Origin of the sequence: Nonomuraea sp. NPDC001636 (assembly GCF_040298265.1) — a bacterium.
Classification (GTDB): domain Bacteria; phylum Actinomycetota; class Actinomycetes; order Streptosporangiales; family Streptosporangiaceae; genus Nonomuraea.
Window position 1 is genome coordinate 61,824 of sequence record NZ_JBEOZT010000001.1, and the last position, 21,058, is coordinate 82,881.

Genomic DNA, 21,058 nt, shown 5'->3' on the forward strand with positions numbered 1-21,058 from the left:
CCGGTCCAGAGCGCGGTCTAGAGCGCGGTCTAGAGCGCGGTCTAGAGCCGGCCCGCGGCCTTCAGCGCCAGGTAGGCGTCCGCCAGCGCGGGCGCGATGTCCTCGGGCGGCGCGTCCACGACCTCGACGCCGTGCCGGCGCAGCCTGGCCGTGATGCGCCTGCGGGCGAGCTGGGCCTGCTCGGCCGCCGCCGCGTCGTAGACCTCCTCGGTGCTGCCGCGCCTGGCCGCCATGGCCGCCACCCGCGGGTCGGACACGCCCGCGACCAGCACCAGGTGCCGCGAGGACAGCTGCGACAACACCGGCATCAGGCCCTCGTCGAGCGCCGCCGCGTTGAGATCGGTGAGCAGCACGACCAGGCAGCGCCGCTTGGCCCGGGACAGGACGGCGGCCACCATGCCCTGCCCGTCGGCCTCGACCAGCTCGGCCTCGATCGGCGCCATCACGTTGACCAGCGACGACAGCAGCTCGGTACGGGACGCGCCGCTCACCCACGCGCGCACCGCCCGGTCGTAGGCCAGGAAGTCGACCTGGTCGCCGGCCCTGGCGGCGAGTGCGGCCAGCAGCAGCGCCGCGTCCATCGACCAGTCGAGCCGCGGCCAGCCGGGGGCGGGCCGCGGGTCGGGACGCACCAGCAGCCCCGGGCCCTGCGCGGCGGCCCCGGCCAGGGGCAGCGGCGCGTCGCCCACCCGGCCCGCCGACGTGCGGCCGGTGTCGAGCACGATCAGCACGCGCCGGTCGCGCTCCGGCCGCCAGGTGCGCACGACCACGTCGTTGCGGCGCGCCGTGGCCCGCCAGTCGATGGAGCGCACGTCGTCGCCCACCACGTACTCGCGCAGCGAGTCGAACTCGGTGCCCTGCCCGCGCACCAGCGCCGGATGCCGGCCGTCGAGCTCGCGCAGCCGCGCCAGCCTGGACGGCAGGTGCTTGCGCGACAGGAATGGCGGCAGCACCCGCACCGACCAGGGCGAACGGTGGCTGCCCTGACGGGCGGCCAGGCCGAGCGGCCCGACCGACCGCACGGTCACCGCCACCGACGACCGGTCCCCGCGCCTGGTCGGGTTGAGCGTGACCACGATCCTGCGCCGCTCGCCGCCCGGCACGTCGAGCTCGGCGACCCGGGGGACGGCACCGGCCGAGGGCGGCCAGGCGTCCCTGATCCGGCCGCGCACCCGCCGGCGGCCCGGGTTCTCCACGATCAGCTCCACCGTGGCCGTCTGCCCCAGCCGTACGAGCGTGTCGCCCGAACGGTGGAACCGCAGGGGCCGCACGGCGCCCGCGAACACCAGGTCCACGATGATCGCGGCGGCCAGCAGCAGGCAGACCCCGGCCAGCGCGGCCCCGGGCTGCGGCGCGAGCAGCACGACCACGATCCCGGCCGCGGCGAGCAGCCCGGCGCGTCCCGTCAGAGCCATCGGCGCCTCCCGGCCGAGCCCGCCGCGTACCTCTCGCGTGCGTCGGAGCGTGCGTCGGAGCGGGCCATCAGCGCGGGACCGGGACCGAGGCCAGGATGCCGTCGAGCAGGCCGTCGGCGGTCGCGCCCTCCAGCTCGGCCTCGGGCCGCAGCTGGACGCGGTGCCGCAGCGCCGGCCTGGCCAGCGCCTTCACGTCGTCGGGCGTCACGTAGGGACGCCCGGACAGCCACGCCCACGCCCTGGAGGCGGCCAGCAGCGCCGTCGCGCCCCGCGGCGAGACGCCGAGCTGCAGCGACGCCGAGCTCCTGGTCGCGCGGGCCACGTCGACGATGTAGCCGAGCACCTCGGGGGCCACGTGCACCTGGGAGACCGCCTCGCGGCCGGCCGCCAGGTCCTCGGCCGTGGCCACGGCCTTGACGTCGGACAGGTCGCGCGGGTCGAAGCCGCGCGCGTGCCGTTCGAGCACCGAGATCTCGTGCTCGCGCGGCGGCAGCGGCACGGTCAGCTTGAGCAGGAACCGGTCGAGCTGGGCCTCGGGCAGCTGGTAGGTGCCCTCGTACTCGACCGGGTTCTGGGTCGCGCAGACCACGAACGGGTCGGGCAGCGGACGGGCCGCGCCCTCCACGCTCACCTGCCGCTCCTCCATGGCCTCCAGCAGCGCCGCCTGCGTCTTGGGCGGGGTGCGGTTGATCTCGTCGGCGAGCAGCAGGTTCGTGAAGACCGGCCCCTCCCTGAACTCGAACTCGCTGGTCTTCGCGTCGTAGATCAGCGAGCCGGTCACGTCGCCCGGCATCAGGTCGGGCGTGAACTGCACGCGCTTGAAGTCGAGCGCCAGAGCCGCTGAGAGAGTGCGCACCATCAACGTCTTGGCCACGCCCGGCACGCCTTCGAGCAGCACGTGCCCCCGGCACAGCAGGGCGATGACGAGCCCGGTGACCACGGCGTCCTGGCCGACCACGGCCTTGGACACCTCGGCCCGCAGCGCGCCGAGCGCCTCCCTGGCCGCCTCGCCCGAGGGGGCCACGCGGAAAGTCTCCTCAGAGTTCACTGACCTGCCTTTCGATGGAGTCCAAGTACCCGGCCAGCGCGACGAGCCCGGCGTCGTCGGCCGGCGGCGGGCCGTACAGTGCGGCGCCGACCACCTGCGGGTCGTCGGCGATCCGCGCCGCCAGGGCCGCGACCAGCTCGTGCGGCCCGGCGCCCTGGGCCAGGCCCAGGCGGGGCGTGAGCCGGTCGACCGTGCCGGCGCGCAGCGAGTCGGCGGCCCGCTGCCTGGCCCTCCTGGCGCGGTAGAGCCTGCCGCGGCCCTCGACCGTCTCGGCGGCCCGCACGACGACGGGCAGCTTCTCGGTCACCACCGGCCCGAGGCGGCGCCCCCGCCAGAACGCGACGAGCGCCACGGTCAGGCAGGTCATCAGGATCGCCCACGGCACGCTCGGCGGCATCAGCTCGTACATCGACTTGCCCTCGGAGCCGGGCAGGTCGGGCGGGGGCGGATTGTCCGGGCGGACCAGCCAGGTGACGGGCCTGCCGGTGCCGACGAGGTTGAGGGCGAGGGCCGCGTTGCCGTCCTCGGGCAGGCGCAGGTTGGTCATGAACTGGCCGTCGCCGACGACCGTGGTGGTGGCGCCGTCGCCGGTGCGGTAGCTGACCAGGGAGTAGCCCTCGCCGGCCGGGTAGCAGGCGGCGGCGCCGGGCGGGCCGTTCAGCACCAGGCCGCCGACGTACGCGCTGCCGGCCCGCGTGGCGGCGGGCAGCGCGCACCCGGGCTCGCGGGAGCGCACCCGCGACGGCTCGCGCTCGGTGCTCGTGCCGGGGGCCAGCACGTCGAGGCCGGGCAGGTCGCCGACGATCAGCCGGTCGCCGGGGATTTCGGCGAGCCGGTGCTCGTCGAGGTAGGTCAGGTCGGTGACCAGCAGCAGCCGGCCGCCGCCCGCGGCCTTGGCGGCGGCCGCCTCGACCGAGTCGACCCGGTCGACCTGGACACCCCGCGCCCGCAGCAGCTCCGCCAGCGCCTTCGACCCGGCGAGCGAGCTGTCGGCGGGGTCGAGGAAGCGCGAGGGGCCCCGCTGCGGGCCGAGCAGCACCGCGGCCACCGCGACCAGGACGACGACCAGGCCCAGCACGATGATCACGCGGCTCGCCCGCCAGGTGGAGCGGGCGGTGGGGGAGGTGGCGGCGGACGGCCCGGCGGCCCCCGGCGCGGAGGTCGCGACCGGAGTGGCGACCGGGGTGGCGACCGGGGTGGCGACCGGGGCGGTGGCCGGGGTGGTGTTCGTGCTCGGCGCGCTGCCGGCCGCGGCCGGCTCGGAGTTCCAGACGCTCACGACGGCCCGCCTCCCACGGCGAGCGGGACGGGCCGCGCCTGGCGCAGCCGCTCGTCCAGGTCGCTCATCGCCTGGTACGCGGCCTGCGTGCCGGGCACGCCGCCGTAGCTGACGTCGTCGAACGAGCGCGCGGCGGCGGCCAGCTCGGCGGCGAAGCCGGGCAGCGCCCTGCCCGCCTCGGCGGCCAGCTCGTCGGCCGTGCGGCCGGGCATGCCGTCCACCAGCGCGCGTTCCTCCAGGTCGCGGGCGATGGCGCGGAGGCGTTCGCGGATGGCCTGCGTCCAGTCGCCCTCGGCGGCCAGGCGCTCGGCGGCCCTGCGGTGCTCGGCGGCGTTGAGCAGGCGCTCGCCGTAGAGGCCGCCGGGGGCCATGGCGTTCCGCCGGGCGGTCCTGCGCAGCCGCCAGCCGACCAGCAGGATCACGCCCAGGATGATGAGCGTGATCACGACCGCGGCGATGATCCCGCCGGCCGGGCCGCCGCCCGTCACGGCGTCGGTCAGGTCACCGATGAACTGGACCAGACGCCGGTAGAGCTGGTCGAACAGGGATTCCTTCTCGTATCCGGGCTTGAGGAGCTCCTCGGCCGCCTTGCGCGCCGCCTCCTCCCGGCCGACCGGGCTCACGACCTGGCTGAGTTGGACGGGTGCCAGAGGTCGTCGGCGGAGGCGTGCACCCAACCCTGGCGCTGCTGCTCGATCGCCGCGGTCTGCAGCACGAGGTCGAACGCCTCGCCGCGCATGCGCCGGTCGGCGTAGAGCAGGCCGGAGACGCCGGCCTGGAAGGGGTAGGAGAACATCGCGCTCAGCGTCGCGCCGGCGGCGATGAACACCGCCGCCACCACGGCCGAGCCGGGCGAGCCGGCGCCGAGCATGCCGATCAGCGTCCCGCCGAACGAGAACGGCACCGACAGCACCCCCGCCACCAGGCCGACCAGCAGCGACGTCAGCAGCAGGATGCCGAGCACCCGCCAGAAGTCGCCGGTCACCAGGTGCCACGAGCGCCGCATCGCGTCGATCGGCCCCCTGCCCTCCAGCACCACGGCGGGCGCGGCGAACGCGAAGCGCGTGGTGATGAACAGGTAGTACGGGATGAACAGCAGGACGAACAGCCCCATCACGCCGATGATCAGCCCGGCGCCCTCGGAGGAGGAGACGTTCATCGCCAGCGCCACCACGACCAGCGTGACGACGATCAGGGGAATGACCATCATGGCGGCCATCAGCCCGACGACCCCGAACAGCGCCGGGAGCCGGCCCTTGCTGAGGTGCCAGGCCTCGGCGGCGGTGATGTTGCCGCCGAAGACGGCCCGGCCGAGGATGCGCGTCAGCACGCCGGTCAGCACCGTGACCACGACGAACTGGATCGCGTACGAGACCAGCATGCCGCCGTACTGGGCGACGATGCCGTAGAAGCTGTCGAGGCCGGCGGAGGCGGCCTGCGGGTCGTTGATGATGTCGCCCATCGAGCCGAGCATCACCGCCTGTCCCACGGCCAGCGGCACCGCGCCGAGCAGGGCGGCGACGGCGGACAGGCCGAGCACGGCCTTGGGGTTGGACCTGATCAGCTTGATCGTGCCGTCGAGGATGTCGCCGAGCCCCAGCGGCCGCAGCGGGATGATGCCGGGCCGCAGCGCGGGCGGCGGCATGTAGCCGTAGCCGGGCTGCTGGTAGCCGCCCTGCTGGTAGCCGCCCTGCTGGTAGCCGCCCTGCTGGTAGCCGGGCTGCTGATATCCGGGCTGCTGATATCCGGGCTGGGGGTAGCCGGGTTGCGGATGACCGGACTGCGGGTGGCCCGGCTGGGGGTAGGGTTGCTGAGGCCCCGGCGGGCCGTAGGGCGGCGGCTGGGGGGCTTCGCCCTGCGGCTCGTACGGTTGGCCGTACGGCGTCTGCGTGGGCGATCCCGGCGCGGTCCACGGTGAAGCCTGCGGGGCGCTGTAGGGCGGGGGCTGTTCGGCAGACCAGCCTGGGGGCGTCTCGGGCGTGCGTCCGTGACCGTCTGACATATCCCAATCCTGGCACGCTGGGCGGGTGGCTGGTGTCACCGAGGCGATTCGCCGGCTCATCTTGCCCTCATTTATCGGCGAAACGGGGCAAGGAAGGCAGCCGGGGATGGCCGAAAGTCGCTCCGTTACCGCAGACTGGGTTTGTGGTTGCCGGGGGAACCTAAAATTCGCCTTTCGCAGGGCTCATGTCCCACACATGGGCCGACCAAGGGTAACCTTCAGCGATCGTGCGGGTATGTCCCACAATGCGTAGAACGAATGAGGGGCCATGAAAGGTCGCGTGCTGGTCGTCGACGACGACGCCGCTCTCGCCGAGATGCTCGGCATCGTGTTGCGCGGAGAAGGCTTCGAGCCGTCCTTCGTCTCCGACGGCGACAAGGCCCTCGACGCGTTCCGGGATACACGCCCGGACCTTGTCCTGCTCGACCTGATGCTGCCGGGCGCCGACGGCATCGACGTGGCGCGCAGGATCAGGGCGGAGTCGGGGGTGCCGATCGTGATGCTCACCGCCAAGAGCGACACGATCGACGTCGTGCTCGGGCTGGAGTCCGGCGCCGACGACTACATCGTCAAGCCGTTCAAGCCCAAGGAACTCGTGGCGCGGGTGCGGGCGCGGCTGCGCCGCACCGACGAGCCGACGCCGGAGATCCTGCAGATCGGCGACATCACCATCGACGTGGCCGGCCACTCGGTCAAGCGCGGCGAGGAGACGATCAACCTCACGCCGCTGGAGTTCGACCTGCTCGTCGCCCTGGCCCGCAAGCCGCGCCAGGTCTTCACCCGCGAGGTCCTGCTGGAGCAGGTCTGGGGCTACCGGCACGCCGCCGACACCCGGCTGGTGAACGTGCACGTGCAGCGGCTCCGCGCCAAGATCGAGAAGGACCCCGAGCACCCCGAGATCGTCGTGACGGTCCGCGGCGTGGGCTACAAAGCCGGCCCCGCCTAGCCTTCGCCCCGCCCCGCCATGCCCCCGACCAGAAAAGCCCGCCGACGGACGATCCGCCAGATTCTCGGCGGCGTCCGCCGGAGGGTGCGCCGTGCGGCGAGCCGGGTGCGCAGCGTGTGGCGGCGCTCGCTCCAGCTTCAGGTGGTCACCAGCACACTGGTGATCTCCGTGACCGTCGTGGTCGTCCTCGGCACGTTCCTGTCCGACGAGATCAACCGGTCCGTGGTCGCGAGCAGCCAGCAGTCGTCGCTCAACGAGGCGTACGCCGACCGGCTGCAGATCGCCGACGCGCTGATCCCGCCCTCCGACGACGGCGGCAAGGCCCCCGAAACCGACCAGAAGGTCAACCCGCTCGACGAGGTCATGGACACCGTCACCGGGTCGGGCGAGGACGGCTCCAAGAAGCGCTACGACGTTCTCATACTCAACGAGGCCAAGCCCGGCATGTCGCGGGCCTCGGGCCGGGTGGTGCAGGCCGACGTGCCCGCCTCGCTCCGCCAGCGCCTGCAGAAGTACATGAACCGGGAAGAGTACGGCAAGACCGAGGCCCAGATCGAGTCGATCAGGTTCGCCGGGCAGAGCCAGGCCACGCTGACGTTCGTGGTCGGCGGCGTCGTGCACGAGCCCACGACCGGCGAGGACTACCAGGTCTACCACTTCTTCCCGTTCAGCGAGGAAGAGCAGCTGCTGTCCAACGTCCGGCTGGCCATCGTCGTGGTGGGGCTCGGGCTCGTGCTGCTGCTGGCCGCCATCGCGTACCTGGTCGCGCGGCAGGTCGTCACGCCCGTGCGGCTGGCCCGCCAGGCCGCCGAACGCCTGGCCGCCGGCAAGCTGGACGAACGCCTCAAGGTGCGCGGCGAGGACGACCTGGCCCGCCTGGCGAACTCGTTCAACGAGATGGCCGCCAACCTGGCGCTCAAGATCCACCAGCTGGAGGAGCTGTCGCAGGTCCAGCGCCAGTTCGTCTCCGACGTCTCCCACGAGCTGCGCACGCCGCTGACCACCGTCCGCATGGCCGCCGACCTGCTGTACGACGCCCGCGAGGACTTCGACCCCATGGCCGCCCGCTCGGCCGAGCTGATGCAGGCCCAGCTCGAACGGTTCGAGTCGATGCTGGCCGACCTGCTGGAGATCAGCCGCTACGACGCCGGCGCCGCCACGCTCGACGTCGACTCCGTGGACATGCGCGACGTCGTCCACCGGGCCATCGCCGATTCCGAGGCGCTGGCCGAGCGCCACTCCACCCGCTTCGACATCCGCCTGCCGCACGAGCCGTGCATGGTCGAGGTCGACAACCGCCGCGTCGAGCGCATCCTGCGCAACCTGCTGTTCAACGCCATCGAGCACGGCGAGGGCAGGGAGATCGTGGTGACCGTGGGGGCCGACCGGGACGCCGTCGCCGTCGCCGTGCGCGACCACGGGATCGGGCTCAAGCCGGGCGAGGAGACGATGGTCTTCGACCGGTTCTGGCGGGCCGACCCGTCCAGGGCCAGGACCATCGGCGGCACCGGGCTCGGCCTGGCCATCTCCCGCGAGGACGCCACGCTGCACGGCGGCTGGCTGCAGGCGTGGGGGCAGCCGGGCGAGGGCTCACAGTTCCGCCTCACGCTGCCCAGGCTGGCCGGGGCCGACCTGAAGGGTTCGCCGCTGTCGCTCGTGCCGCCCGAGATCGAGATGCGGCGCACCTGGCGCAGCCACATGACGCCGGTGCTGCTCCCGGCCTCGGGGGACGGAGGCGGCCATGAGGAGGACTAGACGGGTGGGCGCCGCGGTCGCCCTCGCCGCGGCCGTGGCCTGCGCGGGCTCGGGGTGCACCGTGATCCCGGTGAGCGGGCCGTACACGGTGAGCGACACCGGGGGCGGCGATCCGCTGAACAAGCCGTTCCAGCGCATGATCGCCGTCCCGCCGCGCGACGACTGGAACCCCGAGTTCCTCATCAGGGGGCTCCAGGCGGCCATGGCGGCCTACCCCGACGACCCCACCGTGCTGGCCAGGTACCTGACGCCCAAGGCCCAGGCCAAGTGGAAGGCGTCCGGGCCGGTGACGGTGATCGAGGACGCGTTCCAGGTGGAGCCCCCGGGGGAGGGCGACGAGGCGGAGACGTACGGGCTCAAGGGCAAGCAGGTCGCCCGCATCGACCCCGACGACGCGTACGTGCCGCTGTCGGGGAACGCGCCCGAGCGGCTGTTCGTGCTGAAGAAGGACGCCCGCGGCGTCTACCGGGTCGACGACCTGCCCGACGGGCTGCTGCTCACCAAGTCCGACGTGGCGCGGGCGTACCGGCTGACCAACCTGTACTACCTCAACAGCGCCCGCGAGCGCCTGGTCGTCGACCGGGTGTGCCTGCGGCTCAAGCCGACCGAGACCTTCGCCCTGACCATCGTCAAGCGGCTGCTCAAGGGGCCGAGCGGCGCGCTGCGCGGCGCCGTGGGCACCGTCTTCCCCGAGGGCACGCAGGTCGAGTCGGTCGGCACCGGCGACGAGCGCGTCCTGATCAACTTCTCGGGCCCGCTCCTGCCGCTCGACCTGGGTGAGAAGGCCGCCCTGGTGGCGCAGCTCAAGTACAGCCTGACCAGCAACAAGGTCGCCAACAGCCGCACCATCGAGGTGCAGGTCGACGGCGAGCAGTACTGGACCGAGCCGCCCAACCTGGAGGCCCACTGGCTGGAGAACGGCGGCGGCACGCCGTACTACACCAGCAAGGGGTCCGTGCACGTCATGAGCAACGAGGGCCCCGGCGTCGCCGTGTCCGGGCCGGCGGGGGAGGGGAACACCGACTTCAAGGCGTTCGCGCTGTCCACGCAGCAGACCGGCGCGATCGTCGCGGCGCGCACCTCCACCGGCATCTCGATCGCCGGGCTCACCCCCGAGGGCCGCTGGCAGCAGGTCGTCGAGGGCGCCGACCTCACCGACCCCACCTGGCGCCGCGACGGCTCCCTGTGGACGTTCGACCAGCACAACAAGGTGGTCCTGCGGTACGACCCCAACGGCGGGCGCGGCCCCGAGCGCGTCTCCGCCCCCGGGCTCGACGGCCTCGACGTCACCGCGTTCCGGATCGCCAGGGACGGCGTGCGGGTGGCCCTGCGCACCGGCAAGAACACCGTGCAGCTCGGGGCGCTGAGCGAGGGGCTCAACGGGCCCATGCTCGGCAACCTCCAGACGTTGACCTCGACGGAGGTCGAGTACGAGATCGAGGACATCGCCTGGGAGGACGACGAGCACCTGCTCGTCCTCATCAAGAGCAAGGCCGGGCAGATCCTGAACGAGATCGACATCGGCGACGGCGAGACCATCGGGATCCCGCTGAAGGACCGGCTGGCGGGTGTGACGGCGCTGAACGGGCGGGTGCTCGCGGAGGCGAGCACCGAGAAGGGCCCCAAGATCATCGAGCTCAACCAGGACCGCCAGGGCTGGACCAGCAAGATCGAACCCAACGCCAAGAACCCGTTCTTCCCCCTGGGCTGAACCCGCCCCCGGACCGCCTTCCGCCTGGAAAGGCGTCCCGTCTTTCGCCTGGGCTCGGGGGCGCATGGTCCTCCGCCTGGACTCGGAGGGCGTCCTCTTTCGCCTGGGCTCGGGGTGCGTCCCCGGAAGGGTCCGCCGCCTGGACGCGGAAGGTGTCCTCTTTCGCCTGGGTTTGGTCGTCCCTGGGGTGGTCCTTCGCCTGGACTGCCAGGGGCCTCCGGATCGGAGTCGGGGAACTGTCGGCGGTGGGGGGCATGCTGGGGGGCGTGTTGGCGGGGGTGCTTGATGTGTTTCTGCCGCAGTCCTGCGTGGGCTGCGGGCGTGCCGGGGCGCGGTGTTGCGCCGGGTGCGCGGCCGGGATGGCGGTCGCGCCCGCCAGGCGCGGGCCTGAGCCGGGCCCGCCCGGCCTGCCCGAGTGCTGGTCGGCCACGCCGTACGAGGGCGCGGCCCGCGCGGCGATCCTGGCGTACAAGGAGCGGGGGGCGGTGGGGCTGGCCGGCGTGCTGGCGCAGGTGCTGGCGTTCACCGTGCTCACGGCGCTGGGCGCGGCGGCCGGGGCCGGGGCGGGGTGGGCGCGGGGGCCGTTCGCCGTCGTGCCGGTGCCGAGCGCGAACAGGGCGCTGCGGGTCCGTGGCCACGATCCCATGGGCCGGGTGGCGGTGCTCGTCGCCCGTCATCTGGTCGCGTCCGGCGTGCGGGCCGAGCCGTGGGCGGCGCTGCGGCAGGCGCGGCGGGTGGCCGACCAGGCGGGCCTGAGCTCCACCCAGCGCGCCGCGAACCTCGCCGGGTCCCTCTGTGTGGCCAAGCGCGCGAAAGGCCCTCCAGCGCCGTCTGCGGTGCTGCTGGACGACGTCGTGACCACCGGCGCCTCGCTCACCGAAGCCGCGCGAGCACTGCGCGCCGCCGGTCTGCGGGCGCCGATGGCGGCCACCGTCGCCGCGACACGCCGAAGATCTTGAAACTGCTCGGCATCACTGTCGGTAAAGAAAGATCCAATTCTTGGGGGCGTCTTGAAGGGGGGATGTCTCTTCCCGGGAACAAGAAGCGGCACAGCTCAGGCGGCCGGAAGCCGCGTGGCCGCAGGGGTTGGCGACCGCCGGCGCCAGGGTCATTCGGACGCCCGGAACTCCGGGAAAATCACGGAAAGTGATCCTTTGGCCGAGCCTCCGGCTGACATTCGCCCAGGATGCGGATAGCGTTCTGACATGGCACCCGTCCGGGTCCGTGGTTGCGCAGAGCCGGTGTCCCCGGCTCTGCTAGCCGAGGCCAGCCGCAGGCAAAACGGTCCACGTAAGGCGACTCTTTGTCGACCGATCACGGTGCGGCTTAGGGGTAAGTCCTGCCTTCCCGAGGGTCCAGATGTCCCTCGCCAGAAGAGAAGGGCAGTAGTGGCAACAGAGCTGCGAAATCCTCAGCAGGCGAATGTGGGGTCGAAGACCAGGTCGGCCGGACGGGTGCCACCCGAGATCCCGGTGACGTCGTGGCGGAAGAGGGTAGCGGTGACAGAGAGGCGGACAGGAAACCCCGTCCGGTACGCACATCGTCGGGCGCTCTTGCTCAGTCGTTAGACGAAGGGGGGCTGTTGCATGGACATCATCGTCAAGGGTCGGCACACAGGAGTGAGTGACCGGTTCCGAGACCAGGTGACGACCAAGCTGGCCAGGATCGAACGTCTGGACAACAAACTCATCCGAGTCGATGTGGAGGTGTCCAAAGAACGCAACCCTCGCCTCGCCGACCAGCGCGAGCGCGTCGAACTCACCATCCATTCGAAAGGCCCGGCCATCCGCGCCGAAGCCTCGGCCGACGACCGGTTCGTAGCCCTCGACCTCGCCCTCGACAAGCTGGAAGGCCGCCTCCGCCGGCTGGCCGACCGGCGCAAGGTCCATCACGGCAACCACTGCCCGCCCTCGGTGGCGGAGCTCACCGCGACGCTCCCTGACGTCGCCGGCACGCCGTCCCGGGGAACCAAGCCCGTCCCCGAGCCGGCCGAGTCCTACGAGGACCTGCCGGTGCAGGAGGACAAGCTCGACGACGACATCGTCCCGATCGAGATGGACGGCGACGGCCCGCTCGTCGTGCGGGAGAAGTTCCACAGAGCGGAACCCATGACCATCGACCAGGCCATGCTCGAGATGGAACTGGTCGGGCACGACTTCTACCTGTTCCGTGACAAGGAGAGCGGCCTGCCGAGCGTGGTCTACAACCGGCGCGGGTACAACTACGGCGTGTTGCGGCTCGTAGAGCCCTGATCGCACACCGGAAGATCTTCTCGACCACCCGAGGACCGTGCCATACGTGCCATCATGGCGGTCCGACGGCTCTGGCCCCCCGACGAGGAGGAGACGTGAGCGAGCTCAGTCAGGTTCAGATGAGCGAGCGAAGCGAGGGTACTGACGGGACAACCGCCATGCGGACCGCCGCTACGGCCCCGACCGGGCGTGACAGCGGAGCGGCCGTCCGATGAGCAGGTTCCCCGTGAGCAAGGCAGGCGCGAGCCGGACCGAGGAGGGCTCGTGACCGAGTCCGGCGAGGTCCGCACGGCAGACAGCGAGCCGATCCGCGTGCTGATCGTTGACGATCACGAGCTGATCCGGCGAAGCCTGGCGTTGACGCTGGCCGCGGAGCCCGACATCGAGGTGGTCGGTGAGGCGAGCGACGGGCAGGAGGCGGTCGAACTGGCCGATCGCCTCATGCCCGACGTCGCGCTGATGGACGTGCGCATGCCCCGGCAGGACGGGATCGAGGCGACCAGGAGCATCAGGGCCTCGGTCCCGAGCACCCGCATCATCATGCTGACGGTGAGCGACGAGGAGGAGGACCTCTTCGAGGCCATCAAGGCCGGCGCCACCGGCTACCTGCTGAAGGACGTGCAGATCAACGACGTGCCCGCCGCGGTGCGGGGCGTGCACGAGGGCCAGTCCTTAATCAACCCGGCGATGGCCGCCAAGCTCATCAGCGAGTTCGCGAACATGAGCCGCAAGGAGGCCGAACGCCCGCCGCAGCTCCCCGTGCCCCGGCTGACCGACCGCGAGATGGAGGTCCTGCGCCTGGTCGCCAAGGGCATGAACAACCGCGAGATCGCCAAGCAGCTGTTCATCTCCGAGAACACGGTGAAGAACCACGTCCGCAACATCCTCGACAAGCTTCAGCTGCACTCGCGGATGGAAGCGGTGGTCTACGCGGTACGCGAACGCATGCTGGAGATCACATGACCCCGGCGCGGGCCCGCGCGCGCGAACCCGTCCTCCGGGTCCTCCGGGGCATCCGGGGACGGTGAGCCGGCGGGATCGCCGCCCCTCGTCCCCTGTTCCCCTTCTCCGGCCGTGGCGGGCGCGGCCTTAGCGCCGGCCCGCCGGTGACCTACGGCCGGGGCGCGGTCAGGAGGTGGGCGAGCTCCGGAGGGTCGGTGCGCTCGACGCGGACGGCGTCGCAGCCCACCCAGTCGGCGGCCGACCACAGGGCGTCGCGCAGGGCGTCGGCCCACTTGGCCGGGGACAGGCCGGGCTCCAGGTGGACCTGGCGGGCCACCAGGGTGGTGCCCTCGCGGGCCGGGTCGACCCGGCCGATCAGGCGGCCCCCGGCCAGCACCGGCATCGTGAAGTAGCCGTGGACGCGCTTCTCCTTGGGCACGTAGAGCTCAAGCTGGTACTTGAAGCCGAAGACACGCTCGGTGCGGCCGCGGTGCCAGATCAGCGAGTCGAACGGCGACAGCAGCGTCGTGCGGTGGCGGCCGCGCGGCTCGGACTCCAGCGCCTGCGGATCGGCCCACGCGTTGGCCTGGCCCTTCTTGGCCGGCCAGCCCGCCACCTTGACCGGCACCAGCCCGGCGGCGCCGCTGAGCAGGGCCTGGTCGAGCATCGCCGCGTACTTGCCCTTGAGCCGCAGGAAGTCGAGCAGGTCGGTACGGTTGGCCACCCCGAGCGACCGGCCCGCGATGGCGGCCAGCAGGACGACGCACTCCTCGTCGGGCAGGTCGTCGGCCAGCAGGTCGGCGGGCACGACGCGCTCGGTCAGGTCGTAGACGCGGCGCCAGCCGACGCGGCGCACGCAGGTGATCTCGCCGATGTCGAGCAGCCACTCCAGCCCGATCTTGGAGTCGGACCAGTCCCACCACGGGCCGCCGTTCTTGGCGCCGCCGACGTCGGACGTCGTGAGCGGGCCCGAGTCGCGCACCTGCTGCAGCAGCTTGTCGACGCTGTCGGGCACCTCGTGCCAGCGGTAGCGCCGGTCGCGGTAGGCGCGGCGCCGGAAGGCGTAGAGCGGCCAGTGCTCGATGGGCAGGATGCAGGCGGCGTGACACCAGTACTCGAAGCTCTGGGCGGGATCGTGCCAGTAGGCGCGCTCGACCGTGGGCCTGCCCACCGCGCCCAGGCGCGCGTAGGCGACCAGCTCGTGGGAGCGGGCCAGGACGGAGATCGTGTCGAGCTGTACGGCGCCGAGCCGGCGCAGCATGCCGCGCACCCCGCCCTTGCGCGCGTCGGCGCCGATGAGCCCCTGGGCGCGCAGGATGACCCGGCGCGCCTCGTCGGCGGTCAGGTCGGTCACGTTCGTCATGCGGCGGACCCCGGGAGGCTTTGGGGGACGGTAGAGCTATCCATGGGAGGAATTTAGCGGCGCCCACCGACAGAATCGGGCCGCTCCCCGGCATGTGCCGGCCCGGGAGAGACGCGCCGGGCGAGGGGCAGGAGGGCCGGGGCGACACGCCGATGTACCGGGGTTGGGGAATTGGATGCCGAGAACAAAGAGTCCAGGAGGGGCCGGGCATGCGAACGGCGGGCGCCCGGTCCGCCGGGGCCCGCCGTGTGCCGGGTGGGTCAGCGGTGGTCTTCGGCCCGCATGCCGACGCGGGGCGCGTCGATCACCACGTCCGTGAAGATGTCGAAGACGAGGGCGAGGATGCCGCCGACGACGAACAGGCCGGCGCCGATCCAGACCAGCGTCCAGTTGTCGGCCGTCAGCCCGAAGCCGGCCACGATGGTGCCCACCACCATGACAGTCACGGCCAGCCACGAGGAGGCGCGGCCGCCGTGGCTGCCGAGATTCTCCGTGTGCTCGGACTTCTTCCCCTCAACCATGACTAATCCTTCCTTTGCCGGATATCCCGCTATTGGTGCGAACCGGCGCTCAACCGGCATACCCTCTGCCTTGACCCCATTCTCCCAGACGTGTCCGGCGCCCTCGTCGTCACGGTGGCTGTGTCTGGTTGCGGAACCGCCTACGATGGCAACCGGGGAAGTTTGTCTCGGCCTCTCCTCCTGGCGGCGCCGCCGGGGTAGACCTGCGAGGAGCTTTACATAAAGTGGCAGCCATTCTCGACAAGATCCTACGTGCCGGCGAAGGCAAGACTCTGCGCAAGCTCAAGCGGATCGCCGATCAGGTCAACTCCATCGAGGACGACTTCACGAGCCTGTCCGACGCGGAGTTGCGCGCGCTGACCGACGAGTTCAAGCAGCGTTACGCCGACGGCGAGAGTCTCGACGACCTGCTTCCCGAGGCGTTCGCGACCGTCCGCGAGGCGGCCCGCCGCGTCCTCGGCCAGCGGCACTTCGACGTGCAGATCATGGGCGGCGCCAACCTCCACCTGGGCAACATCTCCGAGATGCGCACCGGTGAGGGCAAGACCCTGACCTGTACGTTGCCCGCCTATCTCAACGCCCTGTCCGGCAAGGGCGTCCACGTGGTCACGGTCAACGACTACCTGGCCAAGCGCGACGCCGAGACCATGGGCCGCGTGCACCGCTTCCTCGGGCTGGAGGTCGGCTGCATCGTGTCCGGGCAGGCGCCCGACGAGCGTCGCAAGCAGTACGAGGCCGACATCACGTACGGCACCAACAACGAGTTCGGCTTCGACTACCTCCGCGACAACATGGCCTGGTCGCTGGAGGAGTGCGTCCAGCGCGGCCACAACTTCGCGGTCGTCGACGAGGTCGACTCGATCCTCATCGACGAGGCCCGCACGCCGCTGATCATCTCCGGCCCCGGCGAGCAGTCGGGCAAGTGGTACAGCGAGTTCGCCAAGATCGTTCCCCGGCTGCGCAAGGGCGTCGAGGCGAAGAACCCGGGCGAGGAGAGCACCGGCGACTACATCGTCGACGAGAAGAAGCGCACGGTCGGCGTCCTGGAGGCCGGCGTCGAGAAGGTCGAGGACTGGCTCGGCATCGACAACCTCTACAAGCCCGAGCACACCCACCTGGTCGGCTTCCTGAACAACGCGCTCAAGGCGAAAGAGCTGTTCAAGAAGGACAAGGACTACATCGTCGCCGACGGCGAGGTGCTCATCGTCGACGAGTTCACCGGCCGCGTGCTGCACGGCCGGCGCTACAACGAGGGCATGCACCAGGCCATCGAGGCCAAGGAAGGCGTGAAGATCAAGGACGAGAACCAGACTCTCGCCACGGTCACCCTCCAGAACTACTTCCGCCTCTACGCCAAGCTGTCCGGCATGACCGGCACGGCCGCCACCGAGGCCAACGAGTTCCACCAGACGTACAAGCTGGGCGTCGTCCCGATCCCGACCAACCGGCCGATGGTCCGCAAGGACCAGCCGGACGTCGTCTACAAGACCGAGGACGCCAAGTTCAACGCGGTCGTCGAGGACATCAAGGAGCGTTACGAGGCCGGTCAGCCGGTCCTCGTGGGCACCACGTCGGTGGAGAAGTCCGAGCGGCTGTCCAAGGCGCTCAAGCGGCGCGGCGTGCCGCACGAGGTGCTCAACGCGAAGAACCACGCGCGTGAGGCGTCGATCATCGCCGAGGCGGGCCGCAAGGGCGCCGTCACCGTCGCCACGAACATGGCCGGTCGAGGCACCGACATCATGCTCGGCGGCAACTCCGAGTTCCGCGCCGACCTCGAGCTGCGCCAGCGCGGCCTCGACCCGGTCGAGACGCCGGAGGAGTACGAGAAGGCCTACCCCGAGGCGCTGGAGAAGGCCAGGGCGGCCGTCAAGGCCGAGCACGACGAGGTCACCCAGCTCGGCGGCCTCTACGTCCTCGGCACCGAGCGGCACGAGTCGCGCCGCATCGACAACCAGCTCCGCGGCCGTTCCGGCCGTCAGGGCGACCCCGGCGAGTCGCGCTTCTACCTCTCGCTCGGCGACGACCTCATGCGCCTGTTCAACGCGGCCAGGGTCGAGCTGATCATGAACAGGCTGAGCATCCCCGACGACCAGCCGATCGAGTCGGGCATCGTCTCCAAGGCCATCGCCTCCGCCCAGCACCAGGTCGAGCAGCAGAACTTCGAGATCCGCAAGGAAGTTCTGAAGTACGACGAGGTCATGAACCGGCAGCGCAAGGTGATCTACTCCGAGCGCCGCCGCGTGCTGGAGGGCGCCGACCTGCACGACCAGGTGCGCGGCTTCATCGGCGACGTGATCGACGGCTACGTCGCGGGCGCCACCTCCGAGGGCTTCGCCGAGGAGTGGGACCTCGACCGGCTGTGGAAGGCGTTCGGCGAGCTCTACCCGGTCACGGTCACCATCGACAACCTCGTCGAGGAGGCCGGCGGCCGCGAGGAGCTGACCGCCGAGTTCATCTCCGAGAAGATCAAGGCCGACGCCCTGGAGGCGTACGCCAGGCGCGAGGAGCAGCTCGGGGCGGAGGCCACGCGCAACTTCGAGCGTCAGGTCATCCTGTCGGTGCTCGACCGCAAGTGGCGCGAGCACCTCTACGAGATGGACTACCTGCGCGAGGGCATCGGCATGCGGGCCTACGCGCAGAAGGACCCGCAGATCGAGTACCAGCGCGAGGGCTTCGAGATGTTCTCCGCGATGCTGGAGGGCATCAAGGAGGACTCCGTCGGCTTCCTGTTCAACCTTGAGGTCGAGGTGCAGGAGAACCCGATCGTCGAGGAGGAGGACGCCGCGGTCACCGAGACGCGGTCGATCATCTCCACCGCCCTGCGCGCGCCGCAGCGGCCGACCGAGCTGGAGTACTCCGCCCCCGGCGAGCAGGGCGACGTCGAGCACACGCGGGTGCGCACCACGTCGGCCGAGCGGGCCGCGTACGGGAACGTCGAGCGCAACGCGCCCTGCCCCTGCGGGTCGGGCAAGAAGTACAAGCGCTGCCACGGCGACCCGAAGAACGCCGTCTGACCCGCTGAGGCGGGCCTGAGCGGGCCCCCGTCCCCCTGCGCGAGCGGGAGGGCGGGGGCTTCGTCGTTCGCGCGCGGGGCGGCTAGGGGGCCTGCGGGGCGGGGGGCTCGTGGCCGGGGGTGGGGATGTTCAGGCGGCGGATCAGGAACGCGAAGATCAGGTAATAGAGAACGAAATACAGCAGCCCGAACCCGATGATCAGTCCGAGCCGGTGGGTGTTCGATTTGCTGGCGTTCAGCAGCAGGTCTATGGCCCCGCCGGAGAAGGTGAAGCCGAGCCGCGCGCCCAATTCCGCCATGAGCGCCATCGACAGCCCGGTCAGCAGGGCGTGCACCACGAAAAGCACCGGCGCGACGAAAATGAAGGCGAATTCCAGCGGTTCGGTTATGCCGGTGATGAATGCCGTCAGCCCGGCCGACAACATGATGCCGCCGACGGACTTGCGGCGTTCCGGCGGGGCCGCCCGCCACATGGCGATGGCGGCCCCGAGCAGCCCGAACATCATGACGGGGAAGAAGCCGGTCATGAAGATGCCGGCGCCCTGCTCGCCGGCGAAGTAGCAGTTCAGGTCGCCGGCGGCGTCCCGGGTGGCGCCGTTCACGCCGGCGTGGCACTCGGGCAGGGTGAACCAGACGATGGTGTTGAGGAAGTGGTGCAGGCCGACGGGGATCAGCAGGCGGTTGGCCACGCCGTAGATGCCGGTGCCCACGGTGCCGTGGGCCGAGAGCCAGTCGCCGACGCCGGAGAGCCAGTCGCCCACCGGCCGCCAGACCAGCCCGAACACGACGCCGAGCAGCAGGGCGGCGACGGCGGTGATGATCGGGACCGAGCGGCGTCCGCCGAAGAAGGCCAGCCACGGGGGCGGCTTCAGCCGGTAGAAGCGCTGCCAGAGCAGCGCCGCGGTGATGCCGATGACGATGCCCCCGAGCACGCCGGTGGGGTTCTGGGCCCCCAGGTTGAGCATCGGCCCCTGAGGGGTGGTGACGACGACCTTGTCGTAGACCGCGCCGTGGCCCGCGTCATAGAAGAGCGTACGGCTGACGCGGTCGAACACCAGGTAGCCGACCAGGGCGGCCAGGGCGGTGGAGCCGTCGGACTTGCGGGCGAACCCGATCGCGACGCCGATCGCGAACAGGACGGGCAGGTTGTCGAACAGGGCGCCCCCGGCCGCGGCCAGGACGTTGGCGACGGGCAGCATCCAGGGCAGGAGGCCGCCGAGGCCGTCCTTGCCGAGCAGGTCGTCCTGGCCGAAGCGGAAGAGCAGGCCGGCGGCGGGCAGCACGGCGATGGGCATCATGAGCGAGCGGCCGATACGCTGCAGCACCGCGAAGGTCGCCGACCAGGGCGACGCGCCCATGGTCCTCACCCCCGCTCGGTGGTCCGTCAGCGGGGGAATGCCAGGTTCCTACCACGGCGGGCGTGGCGGAAAACGGCCGCTAGGTCTCGCCGGAGTCGAGGTCGGGCTCGGGTTCCCGGCCCGGCGTCATGATGTCGAACCTGCGGATGAGGAAGGTGAACACGACGTAGTACACGACGCCGTAGATCAGGCCGAGCAGCAGGATGCCGGGCAGGTTCTGGGTGTTGGACTTGCTGGCGTTCAGCAGCATGTCGAGCAGGCCGGCGGAGAAGCCGAAGCCGAGCTGCCCGCCGATGAGCGTGGTGAGCGCCATCGCCAGGCCGGTCAGGACGGCGTGCGCGACCAGCAGCGCGGGCGCGACGAAGATGAACGCGAACTCGATCGGCTCGGTGATGCCGGTGACGAACGAGGCCAGCCCGGCCGAGAGCATGATGCCGCCCACCGTGGCCCGGCGGTGCGGGGGCGCGGCCCGCCACATGGCCAGGGCGGCGGCGGGCAGGGCGAACATCATGACGGGGAAGAAGCCGGCCATGAACTGGCCGGAGTGCGGTGCGCCGCCGAAGTAGCAGTTCCAGTCGCCGCCCAGCACGTGCCCGCCCACCTCGCACTGCGGCACGACGTACCAGACGACCGAGTTCACGAAGTGGTGCAGGCCGAGCGGGATGAGCAGGCGGTTGATCAGGCCGTAGATGCCGGTGCCGATCGGGCCGATGGCGGCCAGGGCCTCGCCGGCGTGCCGGATCCACTCGCCGAGAACCGGCCAGAGCCAGCCGAACAGCACGCCGAGGAGCAGCGCGACGATGGAGGTGATGATCGGCACGAACCGGCGTCCGCCGAAGAAGGCCAGCCACGGCGGCAGCTTGATGCGGTGGAAGCGCTGCCACAGCAGCGCGGTGACCAGGCCCATCACGATGCCGCCGAGCACCTTGGTGGGGTTCTGCATGCCGTAGTTGATGACTTCTTTGATGCCCTGGTCCTGGACCTGGCGGATGGCCACGGTGTCGCGGATGTCGGAGCCGAAGAACATCACCTTGGTCACCCGGTCGAACACCAGGTAGCCGACGACGGCCGCGAGCGCCGTGGTGCCGTCGGCCTTGCGGGCGAAGCCGATGGCCACGCCCACCGCGAACAGCAGCGGCAGGTTCTGGAACAGCGCGTCCCCGGCCGCGGCCAGCACCTCGGCGACCTGGCTCATCCACGCGAACCCGGGCACGTCGGCCAGGCCGCCGGGGGCCGGGCCGTTGGAGCCCAGCATGTCGGCCTGCCCGAACCGGAAGAGCAGCGCGGCCGCGGGCAGGGCCGCGATGGGCAGCATCAGCGAGCGGCCCAGCCGCTGGAGCACGTTCATCACGCGTGCGAACGGCGAAGGCCGGGCGGCGGCGGTGGTCTCGTTCACCGGGCGTTCCTCCGGGGGGTGGGAGTCAGGCGTCCGCCGGGCAGGCCGTCCGGGCCC

General features: G+C 71.3%; 16 protein-coding genes. 7 read left to right on the top strand and 9 right to left on the bottom strand.

Annotation, left to right across the window (positions count from 1 at the left end):
* Positions 1-41: 41 nt before the first annotated feature.
* From ABT158_RS00285 to ABT158_RS00305, 5 genes are all read right to left on the bottom strand, one after another.
* A complete protein-coding gene (locus ABT158_RS00285) occupies positions 42-1,415 on the bottom strand; it encodes a DUF58 domain-containing protein (RefSeq protein ID WP_352349265.1) in 1,374 nt (457 codons plus the stop codon).
* 67 nt (positions 1,416-1,482) lie between these two features.
* Complete coding sequence (locus ABT158_RS00290; RefSeq protein WP_352349267.1) at positions 1,483-2,439, bottom strand: AAA family ATPase; 957 nt, start codon at positions 2,437-2,439, stop codon at positions 1,483-1,485.
* 13 nt (positions 2,440-2,452) lie between these two features.
* Positions 2,453-3,742 carry a DUF4350 domain-containing protein gene (locus tag ABT158_RS00295; protein WP_352349269.1) on the bottom strand — a complete coding sequence of 430 codons (1,290 nt, stop codon included), beginning with the start codon at positions 3,740-3,742 and terminating at the stop codon, positions 2,453-2,455.
* The gene (locus ABT158_RS00300; RefSeq protein ID WP_352349271.1) at positions 3,739-4,365 is read right to left on the bottom strand and encodes a DUF4129 domain-containing protein; all 627 of its coding nucleotides are present in this window, start codon (positions 4,363-4,365) and stop codon (positions 3,739-3,741) included. Before ABT158_RS00300 ends, ABT158_RS00295 begins: the two co-directional genes overlap by 4 nt.
* Entirely contained in the window at positions 4,362-5,744 is a 1,383-nt protein-coding gene (locus tag ABT158_RS00305) for a DUF7847 domain-containing protein (protein WP_352349273.1), read from the bottom strand. The genes ABT158_RS00300 and ABT158_RS00305 overlap by 4 nt, the downstream gene beginning before the upstream one ends.
* A 268-nt stretch (positions 5,745-6,012) precedes the next feature.
* Between ABT158_RS00305 and mtrA the strand changes: the two genes are divergently transcribed.
* The 6 genes from mtrA (at position 6,013) to ABT158_RS00335 (ending at position 13,371) form a co-directional block, all read left to right on the top strand.
* A complete protein-coding gene (gene mtrA / locus ABT158_RS00310; RefSeq protein ID WP_043620615.1) occupies positions 6,013-6,690 on the top strand; it encodes an MtrAB system response regulator MtrA in 678 nt (225 codons plus the stop codon).
* An 18-nt stretch (positions 6,691-6,708) separates the two neighbouring features.
* Positions 6,709-8,445 (top strand): MtrAB system histidine kinase MtrB, encoded by a 1,737-nt coding sequence (gene mtrB / locus ABT158_RS00315; RefSeq protein ID WP_502911459.1) that lies wholly within the window; start codon positions 6,709-6,711, stop codon positions 8,443-8,445.
* Positions 8,432-10,156, top strand: a complete 1,725-nt coding sequence (locus ABT158_RS00320; protein ID WP_352349277.1) for an LpqB family beta-propeller domain-containing protein — start codon at positions 8,432-8,434, stop codon at positions 10,154-10,156. Before mtrB ends, ABT158_RS00320 begins: the two co-directional genes overlap by 14 nt.
* 359 nt (positions 10,157-10,515) lie before the next feature.
* Positions 10,516-11,115 (top strand): ComF family protein, encoded by a 600-nt coding sequence (locus ABT158_RS00325; protein ID WP_352349279.1) that lies wholly within the window; start codon positions 10,516-10,518, stop codon positions 11,113-11,115.
* Between the two features lie 627 nt (positions 11,116-11,742).
* Positions 11,743-12,408: a ribosome hibernation-promoting factor, HPF/YfiA family gene (hpf, locus tag ABT158_RS00330; RefSeq protein ID WP_352349281.1), complete on the top strand. Its 666-nt coding sequence runs from the start codon at positions 11,743-11,745 to the stop codon at positions 12,406-12,408.
* 264 nt (positions 12,409-12,672) lie between these two features.
* A complete protein-coding gene (locus ABT158_RS00335) occupies positions 12,673-13,371 on the top strand; it encodes a response regulator (protein ID WP_352349283.1) in 699 nt (232 codons plus the stop codon).
* 148 nt (positions 13,372-13,519) lie between these two features.
* On the opposite strand, the gene ABT158_RS00340 is transcribed toward ABT158_RS00335, so the two are convergent.
* On the bottom strand, positions 13,520-14,713 hold the full coding sequence (locus tag ABT158_RS00340) for a winged helix-turn-helix domain-containing protein (protein WP_352349285.1): 1,194 nt from the start codon (positions 14,711-14,713) through the stop codon (positions 13,520-13,522).
* Positions 14,714-14,973: 260 nt separating this feature from the next.
* Entirely contained in the window at positions 14,974-15,234 is a 261-nt protein-coding gene (locus tag ABT158_RS00345; RefSeq protein ID WP_352349287.1) for an HGxxPAAW family protein, read from the bottom strand.
* Between the two features lie 224 nt (positions 15,235-15,458).
* Between ABT158_RS00345 and secA the strand changes: the two genes are divergently transcribed.
* Positions 15,459-18,248: a preprotein translocase subunit SecA gene (gene secA / locus ABT158_RS00350; RefSeq protein WP_352349289.1), complete on the top strand. Its 2,790-nt coding sequence runs from the start codon at positions 15,459-15,461 to the stop codon at positions 18,246-18,248.
* A gap of 82 nt (positions 18,249-18,330) precedes the next feature.
* On the opposite strand, the gene ABT158_RS00355 is transcribed toward secA, so the two are convergent.
* Positions 18,331-19,605 carry a PTS transporter subunit EIIC gene (locus ABT158_RS00355; RefSeq protein ID WP_352349291.1) on the bottom strand — a complete coding sequence of 425 codons (1,275 nt, stop codon included), beginning with the start codon at positions 19,603-19,605 and terminating at the stop codon, positions 18,331-18,333.
* 79 nt (positions 19,606-19,684) lie between these two features.
* Entirely contained in the window at positions 19,685-21,001 is a 1,317-nt protein-coding gene (locus ABT158_RS00360; protein ID WP_352349293.1) for a PTS transporter subunit EIIC, read from the bottom strand.
* Between the last annotated feature and the right edge of the window lie 57 nt (positions 21,002-21,058).